At 48.7% G+C, this 20,945-nt stretch carries 35 protein-coding genes; 6 read left to right on the forward strand and 29 right to left on the reverse strand.

All coding sequences use genetic code 11. The features are described 5' to 3' along the window. Nucleotides 1–258: 258 nt before the first annotated feature. Entirely contained in the window at nucleotides 259–801 is a 543-nt protein-coding gene (locus HGO41_RS23595) for a gamma carbonic anhydrase family protein (RefSeq protein ID WP_112197969.1), read from the forward strand. 51 nt (nucleotides 802–852) lie between these two features. Here the strand turns inward: HGO41_RS23595 and aroE are convergent, their stop codons facing one another. Genes aroE through dprA form a run of 5 tightly spaced genes read right to left on the reverse strand, consistent with a single transcriptional unit; the run spans nucleotide 853 to nucleotide 4,445 of the window. Beyond that, entirely contained in the window at nucleotides 853–1,680 is an 828-nt protein-coding gene (gene aroE, locus HGO41_RS23600; protein WP_013573719.1) for a shikimate dehydrogenase, read from the reverse strand. 3 nt (nucleotides 1,681–1,683) lie between these two features. Then, entirely contained in the window at nucleotides 1,684–2,253 is a 570-nt protein-coding gene (gene tsaC / locus HGO41_RS23605; RefSeq protein ID WP_250981529.1) for an L-threonylcarbamoyladenylate synthase type 1 TsaC, read from the reverse strand. Continuing rightward, entirely contained in the window at nucleotides 2,246–2,806 is a 561-nt protein-coding gene (locus HGO41_RS23610) for a DNA topoisomerase family protein (protein ID WP_013573717.1), read from the reverse strand. Before HGO41_RS23610 ends, tsaC begins: the two co-directional genes overlap by 8 nt. A 24-nt stretch (nucleotides 2,807–2,830) precedes the next feature. Beyond that, nucleotides 2,831–3,304, reverse strand: coding sequence for a DUF494 family protein (locus HGO41_RS23615; RefSeq protein WP_013573716.1), 474 nt, complete (start codon nucleotides 3,302–3,304; stop codon nucleotides 2,831–2,833). Continuing rightward, the gene (gene dprA / locus HGO41_RS23620) at nucleotides 3,276–4,445 is read right to left on the reverse strand and encodes a DNA-protecting protein DprA (protein ID WP_223510423.1); all 1,170 of its coding nucleotides are present in this window, start codon (nucleotides 4,443–4,445) and stop codon (nucleotides 3,276–3,278) included. Before dprA ends, HGO41_RS23615 begins: the two co-directional genes overlap by 29 nt. A gap of 128 nt (nucleotides 4,446–4,573) precedes the next feature. On the opposite strand from dprA, the gene def reads away from it, so the two are divergent. The 5 genes from def to mscL all read left to right on the forward strand — a co-directional run bounded on the left by def (nucleotide 4,574) and on the right by mscL (nucleotide 9,390). Beyond that, complete coding sequence (gene def / locus HGO41_RS23625; RefSeq protein WP_013573714.1) at nucleotides 4,574–5,086, forward strand: peptide deformylase; 513 nt, start codon at nucleotides 4,574–4,576, stop codon at nucleotides 5,084–5,086. A 1-nt stretch (nucleotide 5,087) separates the two neighbouring features. Beyond that, complete coding sequence (fmt, locus tag HGO41_RS23630; RefSeq protein ID WP_173362077.1) at nucleotides 5,088–6,047, forward strand: methionyl-tRNA formyltransferase; 960 nt, start codon at nucleotides 5,088–5,090, stop codon at nucleotides 6,045–6,047. Nucleotides 6,048–6,122: 75 nt separating this feature from the next. Next, nucleotides 6,123–7,412 (forward strand): 16S rRNA (cytosine(967)-C(5))-methyltransferase RsmB, encoded by a 1,290-nt coding sequence (gene rsmB, locus HGO41_RS23635; RefSeq protein WP_112152591.1) that lies wholly within the window; start codon nucleotides 6,123–6,125, stop codon nucleotides 7,410–7,412. Nucleotides 7,413–7,472: 60 nt separating this feature from the next. After that, nucleotides 7,473–8,849, forward strand: a complete 1,377-nt coding sequence (gene trkA / locus HGO41_RS23640; protein ID WP_013573711.1) for a Trk system potassium transporter TrkA — start codon at nucleotides 7,473–7,475, stop codon at nucleotides 8,847–8,849. 124 nt (nucleotides 8,850–8,973) lie between these two features. Next, complete coding sequence (gene mscL / locus HGO41_RS23645) at nucleotides 8,974–9,390, forward strand: large-conductance mechanosensitive channel protein MscL (protein WP_013573710.1); 417 nt, start codon at nucleotides 8,974–8,976, stop codon at nucleotides 9,388–9,390. A gap of 15 nt (nucleotides 9,391–9,405) precedes the next feature. On the opposite strand, the gene HGO41_RS23650 is transcribed toward mscL, so the two are convergent. The 24 genes from HGO41_RS23650 to rpsC form a co-directional block, all read right to left on the reverse strand. Beyond that, complete coding sequence (locus HGO41_RS23650; RefSeq protein WP_037035586.1) at nucleotides 9,406–9,606, reverse strand: alternative ribosome-rescue factor A; 201 nt, start codon at nucleotides 9,604–9,606, stop codon at nucleotides 9,406–9,408. 96 nt (nucleotides 9,607–9,702) lie between these two features. Beyond that, nucleotides 9,703–10,119: a Zn(2+)-responsive transcriptional regulator gene (zntR, locus tag HGO41_RS23655; RefSeq protein WP_013573708.1), complete on the reverse strand. Its 417-nt coding sequence runs from the start codon at nucleotides 10,117–10,119 to the stop codon at nucleotides 9,703–9,705. 2 nt (nucleotides 10,120–10,121) lie between these two features. After that, entirely contained in the window at nucleotides 10,122–10,490 is a 369-nt protein-coding gene (locus HGO41_RS23660; protein WP_112152601.1) for a DnaJ family domain-containing protein, read from the reverse strand. A gap of 172 nt (nucleotides 10,491–10,662) precedes the next feature. Continuing rightward, nucleotides 10,663–11,052: a 50S ribosomal protein L17 gene (rplQ, locus tag HGO41_RS23665; RefSeq protein WP_013573706.1), complete on the reverse strand. Its 390-nt coding sequence runs from the start codon at nucleotides 11,050–11,052 to the stop codon at nucleotides 10,663–10,665. A 40-nt stretch (nucleotides 11,053–11,092) separates the two neighbouring features. Next, on the reverse strand, nucleotides 11,093–12,082 hold the full coding sequence (locus HGO41_RS23670; RefSeq protein ID WP_002919219.1) for a DNA-directed RNA polymerase subunit alpha: 990 nt from the start codon (nucleotides 12,080–12,082) through the stop codon (nucleotides 11,093–11,095). Between the two features lie 25 nt (nucleotides 12,083–12,107). Next, the gene (gene rpsD / locus HGO41_RS23675; RefSeq protein ID WP_013573705.1) at nucleotides 12,108–12,728 is read right to left on the reverse strand and encodes a 30S ribosomal protein S4; all 621 of its coding nucleotides are present in this window, start codon (nucleotides 12,726–12,728) and stop codon (nucleotides 12,108–12,110) included. A gap of 30 nt (nucleotides 12,729–12,758) precedes the next feature. Next, entirely contained in the window at nucleotides 12,759–13,148 is a 390-nt protein-coding gene (gene rpsK / locus HGO41_RS23680; protein WP_004929731.1) for a 30S ribosomal protein S11, read from the reverse strand. 17 nt (nucleotides 13,149–13,165) lie between these two features. Continuing rightward, nucleotides 13,166–13,522, reverse strand: a complete 357-nt coding sequence (gene rpsM / locus HGO41_RS23685; RefSeq protein WP_013573704.1) for a 30S ribosomal protein S13 — start codon at nucleotides 13,520–13,522, stop codon at nucleotides 13,166–13,168. A gap of 148 nt (nucleotides 13,523–13,670) precedes the next feature. Then, nucleotides 13,671–13,787 (reverse strand): 50S ribosomal protein L36, encoded by a 117-nt coding sequence (gene rpmJ / locus HGO41_RS23690; protein WP_002227352.1) that lies wholly within the window; start codon nucleotides 13,785–13,787, stop codon nucleotides 13,671–13,673. Nucleotides 13,788–13,820: 33 nt separating this feature from the next. After that, complete coding sequence (gene secY / locus HGO41_RS23695; RefSeq protein WP_013573703.1) at nucleotides 13,821–15,152, reverse strand: preprotein translocase subunit SecY; 1,332 nt, start codon at nucleotides 15,150–15,152, stop codon at nucleotides 13,821–13,823. A gap of 7 nt (nucleotides 15,153–15,159) precedes the next feature. Continuing rightward, nucleotides 15,160–15,594 carry a 50S ribosomal protein L15 gene (rplO, locus tag HGO41_RS23700; RefSeq protein WP_013573702.1) on the reverse strand — a complete coding sequence of 145 codons (435 nt, stop codon included), beginning with the start codon at nucleotides 15,592–15,594 and terminating at the stop codon, nucleotides 15,160–15,162. A 3-nt stretch (nucleotides 15,595–15,597) separates the two neighbouring features. After that, nucleotides 15,598–15,777 carry a 50S ribosomal protein L30 gene (gene rpmD / locus HGO41_RS23705; RefSeq protein ID WP_013573701.1) on the reverse strand — a complete coding sequence of 60 codons (180 nt, stop codon included), beginning with the start codon at nucleotides 15,775–15,777 and terminating at the stop codon, nucleotides 15,598–15,600. 6 nt (nucleotides 15,778–15,783) lie between these two features. Beyond that, nucleotides 15,784–16,284, reverse strand: a complete 501-nt coding sequence (gene rpsE, locus HGO41_RS23710) for a 30S ribosomal protein S5 (RefSeq protein ID WP_013573700.1) — start codon at nucleotides 16,282–16,284, stop codon at nucleotides 15,784–15,786. 14 nt (nucleotides 16,285–16,298) lie between these two features. Continuing rightward, nucleotides 16,299–16,652 carry a 50S ribosomal protein L18 gene (rplR, locus tag HGO41_RS23715; RefSeq protein WP_013573699.1) on the reverse strand — a complete coding sequence of 118 codons (354 nt, stop codon included), beginning with the start codon at nucleotides 16,650–16,652 and terminating at the stop codon, nucleotides 16,299–16,301. 9 nt (nucleotides 16,653–16,661) lie between these two features. Next, complete coding sequence (gene rplF, locus HGO41_RS23720) at nucleotides 16,662–17,195, reverse strand: 50S ribosomal protein L6 (protein WP_013573698.1); 534 nt, start codon at nucleotides 17,193–17,195, stop codon at nucleotides 16,662–16,664. A 13-nt stretch (nucleotides 17,196–17,208) separates the two neighbouring features. Then, nucleotides 17,209–17,601, reverse strand: coding sequence for a 30S ribosomal protein S8 (gene rpsH, locus HGO41_RS23725; RefSeq protein ID WP_013573697.1), 393 nt, complete (start codon nucleotides 17,599–17,601; stop codon nucleotides 17,209–17,211). A gap of 33 nt (nucleotides 17,602–17,634) precedes the next feature. After that, the gene (gene rpsN / locus HGO41_RS23730) at nucleotides 17,635–17,940 is read right to left on the reverse strand and encodes a 30S ribosomal protein S14 (RefSeq protein ID WP_013573696.1); all 306 of its coding nucleotides are present in this window, start codon (nucleotides 17,938–17,940) and stop codon (nucleotides 17,635–17,637) included. A gap of 13 nt (nucleotides 17,941–17,953) precedes the next feature. Then, nucleotides 17,954–18,493: a 50S ribosomal protein L5 gene (gene rplE, locus HGO41_RS23735; protein WP_013573695.1), complete on the reverse strand. Its 540-nt coding sequence runs from the start codon at nucleotides 18,491–18,493 to the stop codon at nucleotides 17,954–17,956. Nucleotides 18,494–18,507: 14 nt separating this feature from the next. After that, a complete protein-coding gene (rplX, locus tag HGO41_RS23740) occupies nucleotides 18,508–18,822 on the reverse strand; it encodes a 50S ribosomal protein L24 (RefSeq protein WP_013573694.1) in 315 nt (104 codons plus the stop codon). 10 nt (nucleotides 18,823–18,832) lie between these two features. Next, nucleotides 18,833–19,204, reverse strand: a complete 372-nt coding sequence (gene rplN, locus HGO41_RS23745; RefSeq protein ID WP_008457164.1) for a 50S ribosomal protein L14 — start codon at nucleotides 19,202–19,204, stop codon at nucleotides 18,833–18,835. A 170-nt stretch (nucleotides 19,205–19,374) separates the two neighbouring features. After that, nucleotides 19,375–19,629, reverse strand: coding sequence for a 30S ribosomal protein S17 (gene rpsQ / locus HGO41_RS23750; protein ID WP_013573693.1), 255 nt, complete (start codon nucleotides 19,627–19,629; stop codon nucleotides 19,375–19,377). Further along, nucleotides 19,629–19,820, reverse strand: a complete 192-nt coding sequence (gene rpmC, locus HGO41_RS23755; protein WP_013573692.1) for a 50S ribosomal protein L29 — start codon at nucleotides 19,818–19,820, stop codon at nucleotides 19,629–19,631. Before rpmC ends, rpsQ begins: the two co-directional genes overlap by 1 nt. After that, a complete protein-coding gene (rplP, locus tag HGO41_RS23760; protein WP_009639183.1) occupies nucleotides 19,820–20,230 on the reverse strand; it encodes a 50S ribosomal protein L16 in 411 nt (136 codons plus the stop codon). Before rplP ends, rpmC begins: the two co-directional genes overlap by 1 nt. Nucleotides 20,231–20,242: 12 nt before the next feature. After that, the gene (gene rpsC / locus HGO41_RS23765) at nucleotides 20,243–20,941 is read right to left on the reverse strand and encodes a 30S ribosomal protein S3 (RefSeq protein ID WP_013573691.1); all 699 of its coding nucleotides are present in this window, start codon (nucleotides 20,939–20,941) and stop codon (nucleotides 20,243–20,245) included. Nucleotides 20,942–20,945: the final 4 nt, after the last annotated feature.

Raw genomic sequence — 20,945 nt, forward strand, 5'->3', positions numbered from 1 at the left:
GTTTTTAATCTTTCCGACCCGGTCACTTCGTGATGTTGTTCACGTTGTTCCCTGTCGATGGAGCGGCATTATAGGGATCCGAATTTTTTGCACAAGCCTTTTTTCCAATAAAAGGATCGACTGCGTATTTTTCGACCCCTTCGCAGAGATCTCACCCGATCTGCTGCTTTTAACGCCGATCTTATCGCCCCTCAATTGGTATTTCCCCCGACCCGAACTATATTGCCAAGATTAATACTCACTTACGGGGTACTTCAGATGTCTCAGACTTTACGTTCTTATCAGGGATTAACACCAACATTGGGTGAAAGAGTGATGGTGGATCCCTCAAGCGTGGTGATTGGCGATGTGGATCTGGCTGATGACGTCAGTATCTGGCCACTGGTTGTGATACGTGGTGATGTGAATAATGTGGTTATCGGCTGTCGGACTAATGTGCAGGATGGAAGCGTGCTCCATGTGACTCATCAGTCACGACATAATCCCGAGGGGCACCCTCTTATTATTGGGGAAGACGTCACTGTCGGGCATAAGGTGATGCTGCATGGTTGCACGATCGGAAACAGAGTTTTGGTCGGAATGGGATCAATACTGCTGGATGGGGCTATCGTCGAAGACGATGTCATGATTGGCGCAGGCAGTCTGGTTCCACCTGGGAAAACACTCGAAAGTGGCTACCTCTATTTAGGAAGTCCTGTTAAGCAGATACGAGAACTGACTTCTGATGAACTCGCAGGACTGACATACTCTTCTAATAATTATGTGACATGGAAAGATCTCTATCTTTCACAGGAGCAATAAGAAGCGTACTGCCTGAACAGTAATAAATCTGATTGTTCAGGCATTTCACAATCACCCCAGCAAGTCTTTCTTTAGCTCCTCAAGCACTGGTTCTATTTGGGGCATCACCCCATGCCACAGATAAAAAGCGTGCGCTGCCTGCCCCACCAGCATCCCCAGCCCGTCTGCATAATGAGTTACCCCATTATTTTTCGCCCAGGTGATAAAAGGCGTTAAACCCGACTGATAAAACATGTCGTAGACGCGGGTCTGCGTCGTCAGCACACTTTCGGGGATCTCTGGGATCTGACCTTTAATACCCGATGCAGTAGCATTAATGATCAGATCGAAAGATTCATCAGCCAGATCGGCCAAAGCAATAGCCCGGATATCCCCTTTCTTTTCGAAAATATGGCTCAGGTGCTGTGCGCGTTCAAACGTCCGGTTAGTAACAACAACCGGGCAGCCGTAGTACAGTAAAGGAAGTATCACCCCACGCGCAGCGCCACCGGCGCCAATCAGAAGAACCCGGTCCCCTCGCTTTAAAAGCGCCAGCCGTTCAAGATCATTCAACATGCCGATGCCGTCGGTGTTATCCCCAAGCAATCGCCCATCTTCGAACTTTTTAAGCGTATTCACAGCACCCGACATGGCAGCCCGCTCGGTCAGCTCATCTGACTCAGCAAAAGCGCGCTCTTTGAAAGGTACCGTAATATTTGCCCCCAGCGCTCCGTTTTCAAAAAAGGAACGCAACGTCTCTTCAAACGCTTCTTGCGGGGCCAGAACCGTGCCATATGTGTGATCGATCCCCGTCTGACGGGCGAAAAGCGCATGAATGCGAGGGGATTTGCTATGGCCGATCGGATTTCCAAATACCGCAAAAGATGGCGTGACTTTCATTTGTTAACCTTGACGAATAAGGTTGCCAGTGAGGGCATCCCGAATTTCAGATGGATTATCTCTTCCTCCTACATCGCCATCCAGCACGGGAAAATCTTTCCCAAACTGAAGCCTGACTTCTTCAGACAAACGGCAAGGAGGTTGCCCGTTCAGGTTCGCACTGGTTGAAACCAGTGGTTTTCCAAATTTTTGGCAGAGTTCTTTTACCAGAGGATGGTCTGTGACACGCACCGCCAGCGAAGTGAAACGGCCGGTAAGCCAATCAGGTGTCGAGGGTTTTGCAGGCATAACCCAGGTAACGGGGCCTGGCCAGAATGAAACGACATGCGCAAGCTGTTGCTCCGTTAAAGGTGAGTCATCAATATAAGGAAGGAGCTGCTGATAATTGTCAGCAATCAGAATGAGTCCTTTATCTTTTGGACGTTTTTTCAGCGCCAGCAATGCCTCGACGGCTTGTTCGCTATCTGGGTCACACCCCAACCCGAAAACCGCTTCCGTTGGATAAGCAATAACATGTTGTCCGTGAAGCGCCTCAAGCACTGCACTGAATGATTTTTCTGTCTCTTTATTCATCTTGTTCGTTATCTTTTATTTCTACGGCTTTGCCGCACAATTTACTGGCACAGAATAACTTAATCCCCTGAGCCGTTTTCTTTTCCATCAACAATGGGTAATGGCAATGAACACATTCTCCTGCAACTGGCTTATTATTGATGGCAAACTGACATTCCGGGTAACGATCACAGGCGTGGAATACTTTGCCAAAACGTGATTTGCGCTGTAACAGATGACCCTTTCCACATTGCGGGCAGCCCAGAGTAGTTTCTTCTGGCTTATCGATAGCTTCAATATGATCGCATTCAGGATACTGACTGCAACCAATGAACATGCCGTAACGCCCCTGCCGCAGCACCAAAGTGGAGTCACATTCAGGGCATGCCTGTCCTTCCAGGATTTTCACAATATGCCCATCCGCCTGTGATTTCAGGGGACGAACATACTGACATTGCGGGTAGGATGAACAACTGAGAAAGGGGCCGTGACGACCACTACGGATCACCAAATCGGCCCCGCATGCTGGACAGGATCCATTTTGCTTATCAGCAAAAAGTGCTGCTTTTGTCATATGTTACGTTTTACCTGTTATCTCTTAGTGCAGATAACCTTCATTAACTTCAAATAATAGCTCTTCCATTTGCTGATACGCTCTTTCATATCCGGGAATATTAAACAGAACCATCAGCACGACCCACTTCAGATCTTCAAGATCGAATTCTTCAGTGTCCAGAGCCATAACACGATCGATAACCATCTCTCTGGTATCGAAATTCAATACTTTGATTTGTTCCAGAAACAGCAAAAAACCACGACAACTGCTATCTAACCGACTCGTTTCCTCATCGGTATACACACGTAATGCTGAAGGATCAGAATCCAGCATATAAGATGGGGTTCCACCCTCTTGCATATCCGCAAGTTTTTCAAGCCAATTCAGCGCATTGTGAATATCAGCCCGGTGAAAACCAGCCTCGGCCAAGTCATCCGTTAACCTATCCTCGTCAACATTCATCTCCGCTTCGTTGTGAATGTAAGTTTCAAATAAGTACATTAGTACGTCGAACATGGCTTGCCCTCTTAATTCGGACATAGCCGCCGGGTACAGCTGCGATCCATCCTGCTAACTCCAGTTCGAGTAGTTTACCTACAACTTCTGGCACAGGTTGGCCGGCACGTTCGGCGACGACGTCAACAGATGTCACCTCATATTCTACGTTAGCCAACACATCAGCAAATGGCAATTCAACTTCGCTATCTGGCGCACAAATATTCACCTCTGGCGCATCAGAGTGACCATCCGGAGGCATTTTCAAGGATTCTGACGCTTTGATATTTGGAAACCAGGTCAGCCCGCTCCCTATATGTTCGGCGATATCATTGGGCTCAGTCACCAGATAAGCGCCCTGCTGAATAAGCCAGTGTGTTCCTTCGCAGGTTGCACTTCCCAGCGGGCCTGGCAACGCGAACACTTCCCTTCCTTGCTCCAGTGCATAGCGTGCAGTAATCAATGAGCCGCTGCGCAGCGTGGCTTCGATAACAAGTACACCCGCACTCAACCCGCTGATAACCCGGTTACGGCGGGGAAAGTGGGCTGCTAAAGGCGGCGCAGTCACCAGATGTTCTGAAACCAGAGCTCCTCCCTGCTCGAGGATGCGATCTGCGAGCTTCAGATGACAGGGTGGATAGCGCTTCATCAGTCCGCTTCCCAACACAGCAATCGTCTTACCCTGAGCTTCTAGTGTTGCCTTATGGCTGATTCCATCAATTCCCATTGCCAGACCGCTTGTCACGGTAAAACCACTGCTGACCAGGCCCCCTGCAAATACCTGTGCATATTGTTCGCCATAATGTGAGTAATCGCGGCTTCCCACCATCGCTATTTGCGGGGATAGCAGTAATTCAGCGGCTCCTTCTGCGAACAAAATCAGAGGCGGGGAGGATATTTGTGCTAACAGCGGGGAATAAAACTCGCTACCAAAAGTAATAAGATGACAATTCTCTCCTTCCAGCCATTTCAATGATTCAACTAACCAGCGCTGATTAATATGCTGAAAATCGGCTATTTGTTCGGGGAGAAGCCCACTGTTTGCTAATTCTGAGGACGAATAAATGCCCCGGCAGAATAAGGTCTGAATGATCCCCATAGCGTGATGAGGATCGAGGCGTTTTACCACCGACAAACGTATCCATGCTTCCTGTAATGTCATTATCCATTCCCTTCTCAAGGCCTTTCAGCGACTGATACAATTGGCAGAGGATGCTGTCAATCTGGGCAGGAAATGTCTAGAATAGAGTCTATATATCTTCAATCAATTGAATAAAGATCCAGAAAAATATGTCCGTATTACAGATATTACATTTCCCAGACGAGCGGCTTCGCATAACGGCAAAACCGGTCAAAGAAGTTAACGCTGAAATCCAGCAGATCGTGGATGATATGTTTGAAACCATGTATGCAGAGGAAGGCATTGGCCTTGCTGCAACTCAGGTCGATATTCATCAGCGTATCATCGTGATTGATGTCTCTGAAAACCGCGACGAGCGTCTGGTTCTCATCAACCCTGAATTGCTGGAAAAGAGCGGCGAAACCGGGATTGAAGAAGGCTGTCTGTCGATCCCTGATCAACGGGCGCTGGTGCCGCGTGCTGAAAAAGTAAAAATCCGCGCGCTTGACCGTGACGGTAAAACCTTCGAGCTCGAAGCCGATGATCTGCTGGCAATTTGTATCCAGCATGAAATGGATCATCTGGTAGGTAAATTATTCGTGGATTACTTGTCTCCGTTGAAACGTCAGCGTATTCGCCAGAAAATGGAAAAAATGGCCAAGCTGAACGCACGGGCTGACTAATATTCGTGTAACACAGGACACTGCTTTGCGAATCATATTTGCCGGTACTCCGGACTTTGCAGCGCGTCATCTTGACGCGCTTTTATCATCAGAACATCAGGTTGTCGGTGTTTTCACTCAGCCCGATCGCCCTGCTGGCCGCGGTAATAAACTTACCGCAAGCCCGGTTAAAGTTCTGGCTCAAACCCACGACATCCCGGTTTTCCAGCCTAAATCCTTGCGCCCGGAAGAGAATCAGTCTCTGGTTTCCGCGCTTGAGGCGGACATTATGGTAGTCGTTGCTTATGGTTTGATCCTGCCAAAAGCCGTGCTTGATATGCCGAAATTGGGCTGCATCAATGTGCATGGCTCATTATTGCCACGCTGGCGTGGCGCAGCACCGATTCAGCGATCTCTTTGGGCAGGTGATACAAAAACAGGTATCACCATCATGCAGATGGATGTCGGCCTTGATACCGGCGATATGCTGCACAAAGTAGAATGTGACATTCTCCCCGAGGATACCAGCGCATCGCTTTACAACAAGCTGGCTGAGCTGGGCCCACAGGGTATGCTTGAAACATTACAGCAGTTGGCGAACGGCTCAGCAAAACCTGAAGTTCAAAGCGAAGAGCACGTAACCTACGCTGAGAAACTCAGCAAGGAAGAAGCCCGCTTAGACTGGAATCTATCGGCCGAACAACTTGAACGCTGTATTCGTGCATTTAACCCATGGCCCGTCAGCTTCTTTATGATTGATGATCAGCCTGTGAAAGTCTGGCAGGCTGAATGTCTGTCAGGAAAAAGCAGCGCTGCACCCGGGACTATTGTTGCTGCCGACAAAAAGGGTATTCAGATTGCAACATCCGATGGCATCCTGAACATCACCCAGTTACAACCCTCAGGTAAAAAAGCAATGTCCGCACAGGATTTGCTGAACTCTCGTCGCGAATGGTTTATCGAAGGCACGCGTTTAGCCTGACCATAACGACTACGCCCGATATTTCGTCGGGCCTTATCTCTTTGATAATGCTGGCTCCGGTCAGCTTTTTTGACTATGAAAACAGCCTATAATCTCCGTAGCATTGCCGCTCAAGCCATCAGCCAGGTTTTGGACAAAGGATTATCCCTGTCCACTGTTCTTCCTGGTCTGCAGAAAAACGTCTCAGAAAAAGATCGCGGACTCCTTCAGGAGCTGTGCTTTGGTACGCTTCGCGTCCTCCCACAGTTGGAATGGTGCTTGCAGCAACTGATGGCAAAACCTCTCACTGGTAAGCAAAGAACATTGCATTACTTACTGATGGTGGGTCTGTATCAGCTGATCCATACCCGGATTCCGGCACACGCCGTACTGGCTGAAACTGTTGACGGTGCCGTTGCGCTAAAACGCCCTCAGTTAAAAGGTCTGATCAACGGCGTGTTGCGTCAGTTTCAGCGGCAGCAGGAAGAATTGCTTCAACGCATGGCCAACAATGACAGCCGCCATCTCCACCCGAGCTGGCTTCTTAACCGCCTGAAAAAAGCTTACCCCACTGACTGGGAAAGTATCGTTGATGCCAATAATCAAAGGCCGCCGATGTGGCTGCGCGTCAACAGGCAGCATCACACACGCGACGAGTACCTACACCTGTTAAACGAAGTACACATCGAAGCAGTTCCGCATCCGGAATACCGCGATGCATTACGGCTGAACACGCCATGTCAGGTAAACCTTCTTCCGGGATTCACAGAAGGCTGGGTCACCGTTCAGGATGCTTCGGCACAAGGCAGTGTTGATCTGCTGGATCCACAGAATGGCGAATTGATCCTCGACTTATGTTGCGCGCCGGGCGGGAAAACTACCCATATTCTGGAAGCTGCACCTAAAGCGCATGTTCTCGCTGTTGATGTGGATGAGCAACGTTTGAAACGTGTTCATGAAAACCTTCAGCGTTTGAAACTCAGCGCGGAAGTGAAGCAAGGCGATGGGCGCGAGCCGCAGATGTGGGCAGGTGATCGCATTTTCGACCGCATTCTTCTCGATGCCCCCTGTTCAGCGACGGGCGTTATCCGCCGGCATCCTGACATCAAATGGCTGCGCAGAGACAGTGATATTGCCGAACTCGCCAGCCTCCAAAAAGAAATTCTTGATGCCATCTGGCCACGGCTAAAAAGTAAAGGGATCATGGTGTACGCCACCTGTTCGATTTTGCCGGATGAAAACTGCCAGCAAATAGCCTCATTCCTCGAATCACATCAGGATGCTACGCTGGTTGAAACCGGAACGATGGAAAAACCGGGCCGACAGAATCTTCCACATCCTGAAGATGGCGATGGATTCTATTACGCTAAACTTGTTAAAAGCTGAATATCTCGTATTAGTGCTGTTTACTCAGGCTAATACCTTCGAGGCAAAGCAGAGAGTCATATGAAAATAATCATTCTCGGGGCCGGGCAAGTTGGCGGAACACTTGCCGAAAACCTGGTAGGTGAAAACAACGACATCACGGTTGTCGACACGAATACCATCCGGCTGCGTCAGCTTCAGGATAAGTTTGACCTGCGTGTAGTCCAGGGGCACGGTTCTCACCCTCGTGTACTTCGCGAAGCCGGCGCCGAAGATGCAGATATGCTGGTGGCTGTGACGAATTCCGATGAAACTAATATGGTCGCCTGCCAGATTGCCTATTCACTGTTTAACACACCAAACCGCATTGCCCGTATCCGTTCAACTGAATATATCCGTGAATCTGAAAAACTTTTCCATCCGGAAGCCGTGCCTATCGACCACCTGATTTCTCCGGAGCAACTGGTCACGGATTATATCTACAAACTCATTGAGTATCCGGGTGCACTACAGGTGGTGAATTTCGCAGAAGGCAAAGTCAGTATTGCGGCGGTAAAAGCCTATTACGGTGGGCCTTTAGTCGGTAATGCACTCTCTTCAATGCGTGAACACATGCCGCACATTGAAACGCGGGTTGCAGCCATTTTCCGCCAGGATCGTCCTATTCGCCCCCAGGGTTCAACCATTATCGAAGCCGGTGATGAAGTATTCTTTGTGGCTGCTTCTCAGCATATCCGTGCAGTCATGAGCGAGCTTCAGAGGCTCGAAAAGCCTTATAAACGAATCATGATCGTAGGTGGCGGCAATGTCGGGGCGGGGCTTGCACAACGGCTTGAGAAGAATTACAGCGTAAAACTCATCGAGCGGGATCAGCAGCGAGCCGCAGAGCTTGCAGAGATATTGCAAGATACGATTGTCTTCTACGGTGATGCCTCGGATCAGGAATTGCTGGCTGAAGAGCATATTGAACAAGTGGATGTATTCATCGCTATTACCAATGATGATGAAGCGAACATCATGTCCGCAATGCTGGCCAAGAGGATGGGCGCGAAAAAGGCGATGGTTCTCATCCAGCGCAGTGCATATGTCGATTTGGTGCAGGGCAGCGTCATCGATATTGCAATTTCGCCTCAGCAGGCAACGATTTCAGCGTTGCTTGGACACGTCAGAAAAGCAGACATCGTCAGTGTTTCATCGCTGAGGCGCGGTGTCGCGGAAGCCATTGAAGCAATTGCACATGGCGATGAGACAACATCAAAAGTTGTGGGTCGTACCGTGGAACAAATCAAACTGCCACCCGGTACAACGATTGGGGCTATTGTGCGCGGTAATGAGGTTATTATTGCCAACGGCACCAGCAGGATCCAACAAGGTGACCATGTTGTGATGTTTATTACCGATAAGAAGTTTGTCAGGGATGTTGAACGGCTGTTCCAGCCAAGTCCATTCTTCTTATAAATTGCACCTTTTGTTAATCAAATTTAGCGTTAATTGAGTTTCAGATGAGAAGTTTTGTAGCGAAGACCCTGCAAATGGTCTTTACTTGGTTTGACATATTTGATGAATTTGCCAAGGAGTGTTTATGAGTTTTATGAAAGAGTTTCGTGAGTTTGCCATGCGCGGCAACGTGGTCGACCTGGCAGTCGGTGTTATCATCGGCGCCGCTTTTGGCAAAATAGTATCGTCATTTGTCGCTGATATTATTATGCCACCGCTAGGCTTGCTGATTGGCGGAGTTGATTTTAAGCAGTTTGCTTTTGTCCTCAGGGAGGCCCAGGGAGCAGCACCCGCAGTAGTCATGCATTACGGGGTATTCATTCAGAACGTGTTTGATTTCATCATTGTTGCACTGGCCATATTCTGCGCAATTACCTTGATGAATAAAATGCGTCGTAAGCAGGAAGATAAGCCCGCTGCACCACCTAAACCAACAGCGGAAGAAACTCTGTTAGCGGAAATTCGTGATTTGCTGAAAGAGCAGCAGGCACCGAAACTGTAATTCTGCTTAGACTGATTAGAAGGGCAGTGTTGAATACTCAAACGAACACTCAACACTGCCCTCCAGATAACTCCCCTTCCCATTTTTCTCTTTGCGACGGTAGCTCCCTTTCCCTTTTTGATTTTTCTCAACACGCTGTTTGAACAGTGGATCATGAAGAAGCGCTTGTAACGCGTTATTCTGAATGATGCCTTTTTGATGCTTATAATGGCTCATAAAACCTCGATATCATTAATAGTAGTGAACAAAATGCGCACACATCTTACTGCTATAATCCTGACTATGAAAGTGGCTATTATACGACCAGAACATTCAAGCTACTTTACCCGCTCCATCCTCTAATGCTTCTAAAATAGAGCAACTTACGCTCGTATGTGAGGAGCCACAACAAGCGGCACTCAATCTTTGCAGGGATTCACGCATCTGATTAAGCTCCTTTAATTTAAGCTCAACCTCTGCGAGTCGTTCATCCACAATAGACTTTGACTCCTGACAAGTATGATGCAAAGGATCGATTCGAATAGAAAGTAACTCCTTGATTGCATCAAGCGTAAAACCTGTAGATTTGGCATAGCGGATGAAGCGTAAGCGCTGCACATCGCTTTCATCATATTGCCGATAACCTGATGTATTACGTGTGCCCGTTCCCATCATTCCCTGCTTTTCATAGTAACGAATAGTATCTGTGGACACGCTGGCCAGCCTGGCAAGTTCACCAATTTTATACATGTCTATTTCCCTCTCAATTTATCCTTCAGTGCATTTTTGTAATGCCCCCGAAGAAAGTCAGTGTTCATACCTGCCTGCTGTAAACGCATTTGTAAAACCTTCAGACGCTTTTCTGCGGGAAGAAACTTTGGATCATCACTGTCTAATATGTTCAGTAGATGATCCAAATCGATCGCCTCTTTTCGATCCTGCAACTCAGGCGGCAAATAGCCTGCATTTTTCAAGATACGATAGGACGTTCTGAGCTCATCCGGAACTGCGCTCGCGTCATCAATGATAAGGGGACGCCCATTTCCAGGAAGGTTATCAAATTCACCCTTTTCCTGAGCATCTTTGATGTGCTTTTCAACCCACTGATCAATTAGAAACATGATTTCGCCTTTGTCACATTGAACGAGCCATCTTAGATCATAGCTGGAAGCGACGCGCTGGAAAAGAGAGTGGAATTTAGCATGGTGAAAACTGGGAAGAAAAGGTTTAGAAACGTGAATTTTAGATGTAAAAAAACCGGGCAAAAGCCCGGTTTTTTCATGCATCTACAGATTATTCAGCAGTTGCTACTTCTGCTTTTGACTCTGCACGATCAACGAGCTCGATGTATGCCATCGGCGCATTGTCGCCTGCACGGAAGCCACACTTAAGAATACGAGTGTAACCACCAGCACGGCTCGCGAAACGCGGACCCAGTTCATTAAACAGTTTTGCCACGATCTCGTTATCACGAGTACGGGCGAATGCCAGACGACGATTTGCAACATTGTCGGTCTTGGCAAGAGTAATCAGCGGCTCAACAACGCGACGCAGCTCTTTCGCTTTCGGCAGGGTCGTCTTGATGATCTCATGACGAACCAAAGAGCCGGCCATGTTACGGAACATAGCCTGTCGGTGGCTGCTGTTACGGTTCAGTTGACGACCACTCTTACGATGGCGCATGACCTTATCCTTCTCAGTAAAACCTTAACCTGTGATCCGGTTACTCGTCAGCAATACTTGCTGGTGGCCAGTTTTCCAGGCGCATGCCCAGAGACAAACCACGGGACGCAAGTACGTCTTTGATCTCAGTAAGAGATTTTTTACCCAGGTTAGGTGTTTTAAGTAACTCAACCTCGGTACGCTGTACCAGATCACCGATGTAGTGGATTGCTTCTGCTTTAAGGCAGTTAGCAGAGCGGACAGTCAATTCCAGATCGTCAACAGGGCGCAGCAGGATTGGATCGAATTCCGGCTTCTCTTCTTTGACTTCCGGTTGACGTACATCACGTAAATCAACGAAAGCTTCAAGTTGTTCAGCAAGAATGGTTGCCGCACGACGAATCGCCTCTTCAGGATCGATCGTACCGTTGGTTTCCATTTCGATAACCAGCTTGTCCAAATCAGTACGCTGTTCTACACGCGCTGCTTCAACATTGTAGGCAATTCGCTCTACAGGGCTGTAGCATGCGTCTACTAACAGACGACCAATTGGGCGCTCATCTTCTTCCGAATGAATTCGGGCAGACGCCGGCACATAACCACGACCGCGCTGAACTTTGATACGCATGCTAATTGCAGCGTTCTCATCGGTCAGGTGGCAGATGACATGTTGCGGCTTGACGATTTCGACATCACCATCATGGGTAATGTCGGCTGCAGTCACAGGGCCAATGCCAGACTTATTCAGGGTAAGAATAACTTCATCTTTCCCTTGAACTCTCACCGCCAGCCCTTTCAGGTTGAGCAGGATCTCCAGGATATCTTCCTGTACGCCTTCTTTGGTGCTGTACTCATGCAGTACACCATCAATCTCAACCTCGGTCACCGCGCAACCCGGCATGGATGAAAGCAGAATACGGCGCAGTGCGTTGCCTAAAGTATGGCCAAAGCCACGTTCTAAAGGCTCAAGGGTCACCTTGGCGTGCGTCGAACTGACTTGCTCGATATCTACCAGGCGCGGTTTTAGAAACTCTGTCACAGAACCCTGCATTGTGTCCTCTCTTTGGTACTAAGCTTTACTTGGAGTAAAGCTCGACGATCAGGTGTTCGTTAATGTCGGAAGACAGATCAGTACGTTCAGGCATACGCTTGAACACACCTTCCATCTTAGCAGCATCAACTTCAAGCCAAGTCGGCTTTTCACGCTGTTCAGCCAACTCCAAAGCGGCCTTCACGCGAGATTGCTTTTTAGCTTTCTCACGGATGCTGACAACGTCATTCGGAGATACCTGATAAGAAGCGATGTTAACAACGCGACCGTTTACCATAATAGCTTTGTGGCTAACTAACTGGCGGGATTCCGCACGAGTAGCGCCGAAGCCCATACGATAAATGACGTTGTCCAAACGACCTTCAAGCAGTTGCAACAGGTTTTCACCAGTGTTGCCTTTCAGGCGTGCTGCTTCTTTATAATAGTTACGGAACTGACGCTCCAGAACACCGTAAGTACGGCGAACTTTTTGCTTTTCACGTAACTGTACACCGTAGTCAGACAGACGCGGCTTACGCGCACCATGCTGACCAGGAGCTTGTTCGATTTTACACTTGGTATCGATCGCGCGAACGCCAGATTTAAGGAATAAATCTGTGCCCTCACGACGGCTAAGCTTGAGCTTAGGACCCAAATATCTTGCCATTTTCTCTCTCCAACAAACCTAAAAGCAGCGTTATACGCGACGCTTTTTCGGCGGACGACAACCGTTATGAGGGATAGGAGTCACATCAGTAATATTAGTGATGCGGAAACCAGCCGCGTTTAATGCGCGGATAGTAGACTCACGACCAGGACCAGGTCCTTTAACCATAACTTCCAGATTCTTGATACCGTATTCTTTCACTGCGTCAGCGCAGCGCTCTGCTGCAACCTGAGCTGCGAACGGAGTGGATTTACGAGAACCACGGAAACCGGAACCACCAGCTGTTGCCCAACCCAAAGCATTACCCTGACGATCGGTAATGGTAACAATGGTGTTGTTGAAAGAAGCATGGATATGAGCCACGCCGTCAGAGACTTGTTTTCTTACACGTTTACGTGTACGAACAGGTGCCTTTGCCATTTATTCAATCACCCCGATTATTTCTTGATCGGTTTACGCGGACCCTTACGGGTACGTGCGTTAGTCTTGGTACGCTGACCGCGCACTGGAAGACCACGACGATGACGCAAACCACGATAAGTTCCAAGGTCCATAAGACGCTTGATGCTCAGGGTGACTTCACGACGCAGATCACCTTCAACAATGAACTTGGCAACTTCGTCACGCAGTTTTTCGATTTGCTCTTCAGACAGCTCACTGATCTTAACATTTTCAGCAATACCGGATGCAGCACAGATAGACTGTGAGCGGGTTTTGCCGATACCGTAGATCGAAGTTAATGCGATTACAGTATGTTTCTGATCAGGAATGTTAATGCCTGCTATACGGGCCACTATGCACTCCTACTATTTATATACGGCAACACCATTCTGAAAAGCCCGTTTTCAGGATACTCAAATAGTATTGCTGCTTACATACAAAAGATTGGCTGGCTAATCTAGCCAGCTCAACCCAACTTTGCAAGAAAAATATGCGAGATAATCAGCCTTGACGCTGTTTATGCTTCGGTTCTGCACTGCAGATTACGCGAACGACACCGTTACGCTTAACAATTTTGCAGTTACGACATAATTTCTTGACGGAAGCACGAACTTTCATTTTTACTCTCCGTAACTTCGCAAACTCACCAGATTAGCGGTTATAGCCTTTCAGGTTTGCTTTCTTCAATGCAGACTCATACTGACTTGACATCATCAGAGTTTGCACTTGAGCCATAAAGTCCATGATAACGACGACTACGATCAGTAGAGAAGTACCACCAAAGTAGAATGGAACTTTCATCGCGTCACGCATGAACTCCGGGATAAGGCAGATGAAAGTAATATACATCGCACCAATTAAGGTTAAGCGAGTCATTACTTTATCGATGTACTTCGCCGTTTGCTCTCCCGGACGAATTCCTGGTACAAATGCACCGGACTTCTTCAGGTTATCTGCTGTCTCACGCGGGTTGAAAACCAACGCAGTATAAAAGAAACAGAAGAAGATGATTGCAGTCGCATAGAGTAACACATAAAGCGGTTGTCCAGGCTGCAAATACAGCGAAATCGTAGTCAGCCAGTTCCAACCAGTCCCACCCCCAAACCATGATGCAATCGTGGCCGGGAACAGAATAATGCTGGAAGCGAAGATCGCTGGGATAACCCCGGCCATATTCACTTTCAACGGTAAGTGCGTGCTCTGTGCTGCATAGACACGACGACCTTGTTGGCGCTTAGCATAGTTAACGACGATACGACGTTGACCACGTTCAACAAACACCACAAAGAAAGTCACTGCAAACACTAAAACTGCAACCAACAGCAACAGGAGGAAGTGCAGGTCGCCTTGCCGAGCTTGTTCGATAGTATGGGCAATCGCCGGCGGGAGACCCGCTACGATACCTGCAAAGATTATGATGGAAATACCGTTACCGATACCTCGTTCAGTAATCTGCTCCCCCAGCCACATCAGGAACATTGTCCCGGTCACTAAGCTCACAACTGCAGTAAAGTAGAACGCAAAGCCTGGATTTAACACCAGACCCTGCATACCAGGCATGTTCGGCAGACCGGTAGCAATACCGATTGACTGAAACACTGCCAATACCAGCGTACCGTAACGGGTGTACTGGCTAATCTTACGACGGCCAGCCTCCCCTTCTTTCTTTATTTCAGCTAACGCTGGATGAACCACCGTTAACAGCTGGATAATGATCGATGCCGAAATATACGGCATGATCCCCAGAGCAAAGATTGAAGCACGGCTAAGGGCACCACCAGAGAACATATTAAACATTTCAATGATGGTACCTCTTTGCTGCTCGAGCAATTTGGCAAGTACAGTGGCATCAATACCAGGGATCGGAATAAAAGAGCCGATACGGAAAACAATCAGCGCACCGATAACAAACAAAAGTCTGCGCTTCAGTTCGCCTAGTCCACCCTTGGCACTTTGAAAATCTAATCCCGGTTGCTTAGCCATCTGCTACTTATTCCTCAATTTTACCGCCAGCAGCTTCGATAGCAACACGAGCGCCTTTGGTGACACGCAAACCACGCAGAGTTACCGCACGACCGACTTCGCCAGAAAGGATTACTTTCGCGAACTCGATCTGGATACCAACCACGTTAGCGGCTTTCAGCGCGTTCAGGTCGATCACGTCGCCTTCCACCAGAGCCAGTTCAGACAGACGAACTTCTGCCGTGATCATAGCTTTGCGGGAGGTGAAGCCGAATTTCGGCAAACGACGATATAAAGGCATCTGACCACCTTCAAAACCACGACGTACGCCACCACCAGAACGTGAGTTCTGACCTTTGTGACCACGACCGCCGGTTTTACCCAGGCCAGAACCAATACCACGACCTACACGCCTTGGCGCTTGTTTGGCACCATCAGCCGGAGACAGAGTATTTAAACGCATCTCTTACTCCTCAACCTTAACCATGTAGGAAACCAGGTTGATCATACCGCGTACAGCAGGAGTATCCTCGCGCTCAACGGTGTGACCAATACGACGCAGACCCAGGCCCAGCAGAGTAGCTTTATGCTTCGGCAGACGGCCAATGGAACTGCGAGTTTGTGTAACTTTAATAGTCTTTGCCATGGTTAATTACCCCAGAATTTCTTCAACGGATTTACCACGCTTGGCAGCGACCATTTGTGGGGATTTCATATTTGCCAAAGCATCGATAGTTGCACGAACCACGTTGATCGGGTTGGTGGAACCATAAGCTTTAGCCAATACGTTATGAACCCCTGCAACTTCCAGGACGGCGCGCATTGCACCACCGGCGATAATACCGGTACCTTCGGAAGCCGGCTGCATGAACACACGGGAACCCGTATGAGCACCTTTAACAGGATGCTGCAGGGTGCCGCTATTCAGCGCGACATTCATCATGTTGCGACGGGCTTTTTCCATCGCTTTCTGGATCGCTGCCGGAACTTCGCGTGCTTTGCCGTAGCCAAAACCAACGCGACCGTTACCATCACCAACAACTGTCAGTGCGGTAAAGCTGAAGATACGGCCACCTTTTACGGTTTTAGATACGCGGTTTACCGCGATCAGCTTTTCCTGCAGTTCGCCAGCTTGTTTTTCGATGTGAGCCATCTTAAACCTCTTCCTTAGAACTGAAGGCCAGCTTCACGGGCAGCATCTGCCAGTGCCTGGACTCGACCATGATATTGGAAACCGGAACGGTCAAAGGATACTTTCGTAATCCCTTTTTCCAATGCGCGTTCTGCGATAGCTTTACCTACAGCAGTGGCAGCATCTTTGTTGCCGGTATACTTCAGTTGCTCAGTGATAGTTTTTTCTACAGTAGATGCAGCAACTATTACTTCAGAACCGTTTGGTGCGATAACCTGTGCGTAAATATGACGCGGGGTACGATGTACCACCAGACGAGTCGCACCCAATTCTTTGAGCTTGCGGCGTGCGCGGGTCGCACGACGGATACGAGCAGATTTCTTATCCATAGTGTTACCTTACTTCTTCTTAGCCTCTTTGGTACGCACGACTTCGTCGGCGTAACGGACACCCTTGCCTTTATAAGGCTCAGGACGACGGTAGGCACGTAAATCCGCAGCAACCTGACCGATAACCTGTTTATCAGCGCCTTTCAGCACGATTTCAGTTTGGGTCGGACATTCTGCAGTGATGCCTTCCGGCAGTTGATGATCGACCGGGTGAGAGAAGCCTAAGGCTAAATTCACCACGTTGCCTTTAACAGCAGCACGATAACCAACACCTACCAGTTGAAGCTTTTTAGTGAAGCCGTCGGTAACACCTACAACCATAGAGTTCAACAGTGCACGAGTGGTACCCGCTTGGGCCCAACCGTCTACAGCGCCTTCGCGTGGAGCGAAAGTCAGTGTATTTTCTTCCTGCTTAACTACAACAGCGTCATGGATAGTACGTGACAGCTCGCCGTTTTTACCCTTAATCGAAATAACCTGACCGTTGAGTTTTACCTCTACGCCGGCAGGAATGACGACGGGTGCTTTTGCAACACGAGACATTCTTTCCTCCCAATTAAGCTACGTAGCAGATAATCTCGCCACCAAGACCAGCCTGGCGAGCTGCACGATCGGTCATAACACCTTTAGAGGTAGAAATAACAGCGATACCCATACCGGCCATAACTTTTGGCAGCTCATCTTTTTTCTTGTAGATGCGCAGGCCTGGACGGCTGATACGTTGAATGCTTTCTACCACTGCCTTGCCCTGGAAGTACTTCAGTACTAATTCCAGTTCAGGCTTAGCGTCGCCTTCGATTTTAAATTCTTCAATGTAGCCTTCTTCCTTCAGCACGTTGGCAATAGCCACTTTCAGCTTGGAGGAAGGCATGGTGACCGCAACTTTGTTCGCGGCTTGACCGTTACGGATACGGGTCAGCATATCCGCGATCGGATCTTGCATGCTCATCTGTCTTTACTCCCGTGATTCAATTGGTGACAATTACCAGCTAGCCTTCTTAAGACCCGGAATTTCACCGCGCATAGCGGCTTCACGGACCTTAATACGGCTCAACCCGAACTTCCGCAGGAAAGCATGCGGACGACCAGTTTGACGGCAGCGGTTACGCTGACGAGACGGGCTGGAATCACGCGGCAGAGACTGCAGCTTAAGAACTGCATCCCAACGATCTTCGTCGGATGAGTTCACACCAGAGATAATAGCTTTCAATTCCTCGCGTTTAGCGCGGTATTTATCAGCCAGTTTTACGCGAACGACTTCGCGTGCTTTCATGGATTGCTTAGCCATTAGTAACCCTGCCTTACTTGCGGAACGGGAAGTTAAAGGCTGTCAGCAATGCACGGCCTTCATCATCGGATTTCGCAGTAGTGGTGATAGTAATATCTAAACCACGAACGCGATCGACTTTATCATAATCGATTTCCGGGAAGATGATCTGTTCACGCACGCCCATGCTGTAGTTACCACGACCATCGAAAGACTTAGCAGACAAGCCGCGGAAGTCACGAATACGTGGAACAGCAATGGAGACCAGACGCTCAAAGAACTCCCACATGCGTTCGCCGCGGAGGGTTACTTTACAGCCGATCGGATAGCCCTGACGAATTTTGAAGCCTGCAACTGATTTGCGTGCTTTGGTGATCAACGGTTTTTGACCGGAGATTGCTGCCAGGTCAGCTGCTGCGTTATCCAGCAGTTTCTTGTCAGCGATCGCTTCACCAACACCCATGTTCAGGGTGATCTTCTCGACCCGAGGGACTTGCATGACAGAATTGTAACCAAACTCAGCCATGAGTTTTTTTACGACATCGTCTTTGTAGTAATCATGCAGTTTCGCCATCGTACTACTCCAAATTACTTGATAGTTACGCTGTTAGATTTGAAGAAACGGACTTTTTTGCCATCTTCGAATCTAAAGCCTACACGGTCCGCCTTACCAGTAGCCGTGTTGAAGAGAGCAACGTTAGAAACCGGAATTGCAGCTTCTTTTTCAACGATGCCGCCTGGTTGGTTCAGGGCCGGTACAGGCTTCTGATGTTTCTTAACCAGGTTGATACCTTCAACAATGACTTTGCCAGAAGACAGTACATTTTTTACTTTACCGCGCTTACCTTTATCTTTACCGGTAAGCAGGATAACTTCGTCATCACGACGGATTTTCGCTGCCATGGTTCGCTCCTTAGAGTACTTCTGGTGCCAGAGAGATAATTTTCATGAACTTCTCATTACGCAGTTCACGAGTTACCGGCCCAAAAATACGCGTGCCGATTGGCTGCTCGCTGTTATTGTTTAAAATAACGCATGCATTACCATCGAAGCGAATGACAGAACCGTCCGGGCGACGAACACCCTTCTTGGTGCGCACCACTACCGCCTTCAGCACATCGCCTTTCTTCACCTTACCGCGAGGAATTGCTTCCTTGATGGTAATTTTGATGATGTCGCCGACGCCTGCGTAGCGACGGTGCGAGCCACCTAGAACCTTGATACACATTACGCGACGTGCACCGGAGTTGTCGGCCACGGTCAGCATAGTCTGTTCTTGGATCATGTTAGTGCTCCGCTAATGTCAACTACAACTTTAGGACCCAGGATAGGTCGTTAAGAAATCCCCACAATATGAGGGCGCGGCATTATAACACCGGTTCCCGATTATGGGTAGAAAAAATAAACGGCCCACGTACATGAGCCGTTTATCTATTTTTGAGAGGCGCTACTGTATTACAGAATCGCTTTCTCTACAACGCGAACCAAGGTCCAAGACTTAGTCTTAGACAGTGGACGGCATTCGCTGATTTCCACAACGTCGCCGATACCACATTCATTGTTCTCGTCATGTACGTGCAATTTAGTCGTACGTTTGATGAACTTACCGTAAATCGGGTGTTTCACCACGCGCTCAATCGCAACAACAATGGATTTTTCCATTTTGTTACTGATTACACGACCCTGCAGAGTACGGATCTTGTCAGTCATTACGCACCCGCCTTTTCAGTCAGTAAAGTTTTCACACGTGCTACATCACGACGCACTTGCTTCAACAGGTGTGTTTGCTGCAACTGGCCGCTTGCCGTTTGCATGCGCAGGTTAAACTGCTCACGCAAAAGGTTCAGCAACTCAGTGTTCAGCTCTTCCACGCTTTTTTCGCGCAGCTCTTGTGCTTTCATTACATCACCGTCTTAGTTACAAAGGTGGTTTTGATAGGCAGTTTGGCTGCTGCCAGCTGGAAGGCTTCACGAGCCAGCTCTTCAGGCACACCGTCCATTTCGTACAGGACTTTACCAGGCTGGATCAAAGCAACCCAATACTCTACGTTGCCTTTACCTTTACCCATACGAACTTCGAGCGGTTTCTCGGTGATCGGTTTGTCCGGGAATACTCGGATCCAGATCTTACCTTGACGCTTAACTGCACGGGTCATCGCACGACGTGCTGCTTCAATTTGACGAGCAGTCAGACGACCACGGCCAACAGCTTTCAGACCGTAAGTGCCGAAGCTCACATCCGTACCTTGCGCAAGACCACGGTTGCGGCCCTTGTGCACCTTACGGAATTTTGTACGCTTTGGTTGTAACATCAGCGACTCTCCTTACTTGCGGCCTTTACGCTGCTGCTTTTTAGGTTGAGCAGCCGGTTCCGGTTGTTCAACTGCAGCCATACCACCCAGGATCTCACCTTTGAAGATCCATACCTTAACGCCGATTACACCGTAAGTGGTGTGCGCTTCAGATGTGTTGTAATCGATATCCGCACGCAGAGTGTGCAACGGAACACGACCTTCACGGTACCATTCAGTACGCGCGATTTCAGCACCGCCAAGACGGCCGCTTACTTCAACTTTGATACCTTTAGCGCCAAGACGCATTGCGTTCTGTACTGCACGCTTCATAGCACGACGGAACATAACACGACGTTCCAGCTGTGAAGTGATGCTGTCAGCAACCAATTTTGCGTCCAGTTCCGGTTTACGGACTTCGGCGATGTTAATCTGCGCAGGAACGCCAGCGATATCCGCTACGACCTTACGCAGTTTTTCGACATCTTCGCCTTTCTTGCCGATAACGATGCCAGGACGAGCAGTGTGAATAGTCACACGGATGCTCTTCGCTGGACGCTCGATAACGATGCGAGAAACGGAAGCTTTCGCCAATTCCTTAGTCAGGAACTGACGAACTTTAAAGTCGCCGTCCAGGTTGTCAGCGAAATCTTTGGTATTTGCATACCAAGTAGAGTTCCAAGGTTTGACAATACCCAGTCGAATACCATTAGGATGTACTTTCTGACCCATTGCT

It is taken from the genome of Rahnella sp. CG8 (assembly GCF_023701875.1).
Taxonomy (GTDB): domain Bacteria; phylum Pseudomonadota; class Gammaproteobacteria; order Enterobacterales; family Enterobacteriaceae; genus Rahnella; species Rahnella aceris.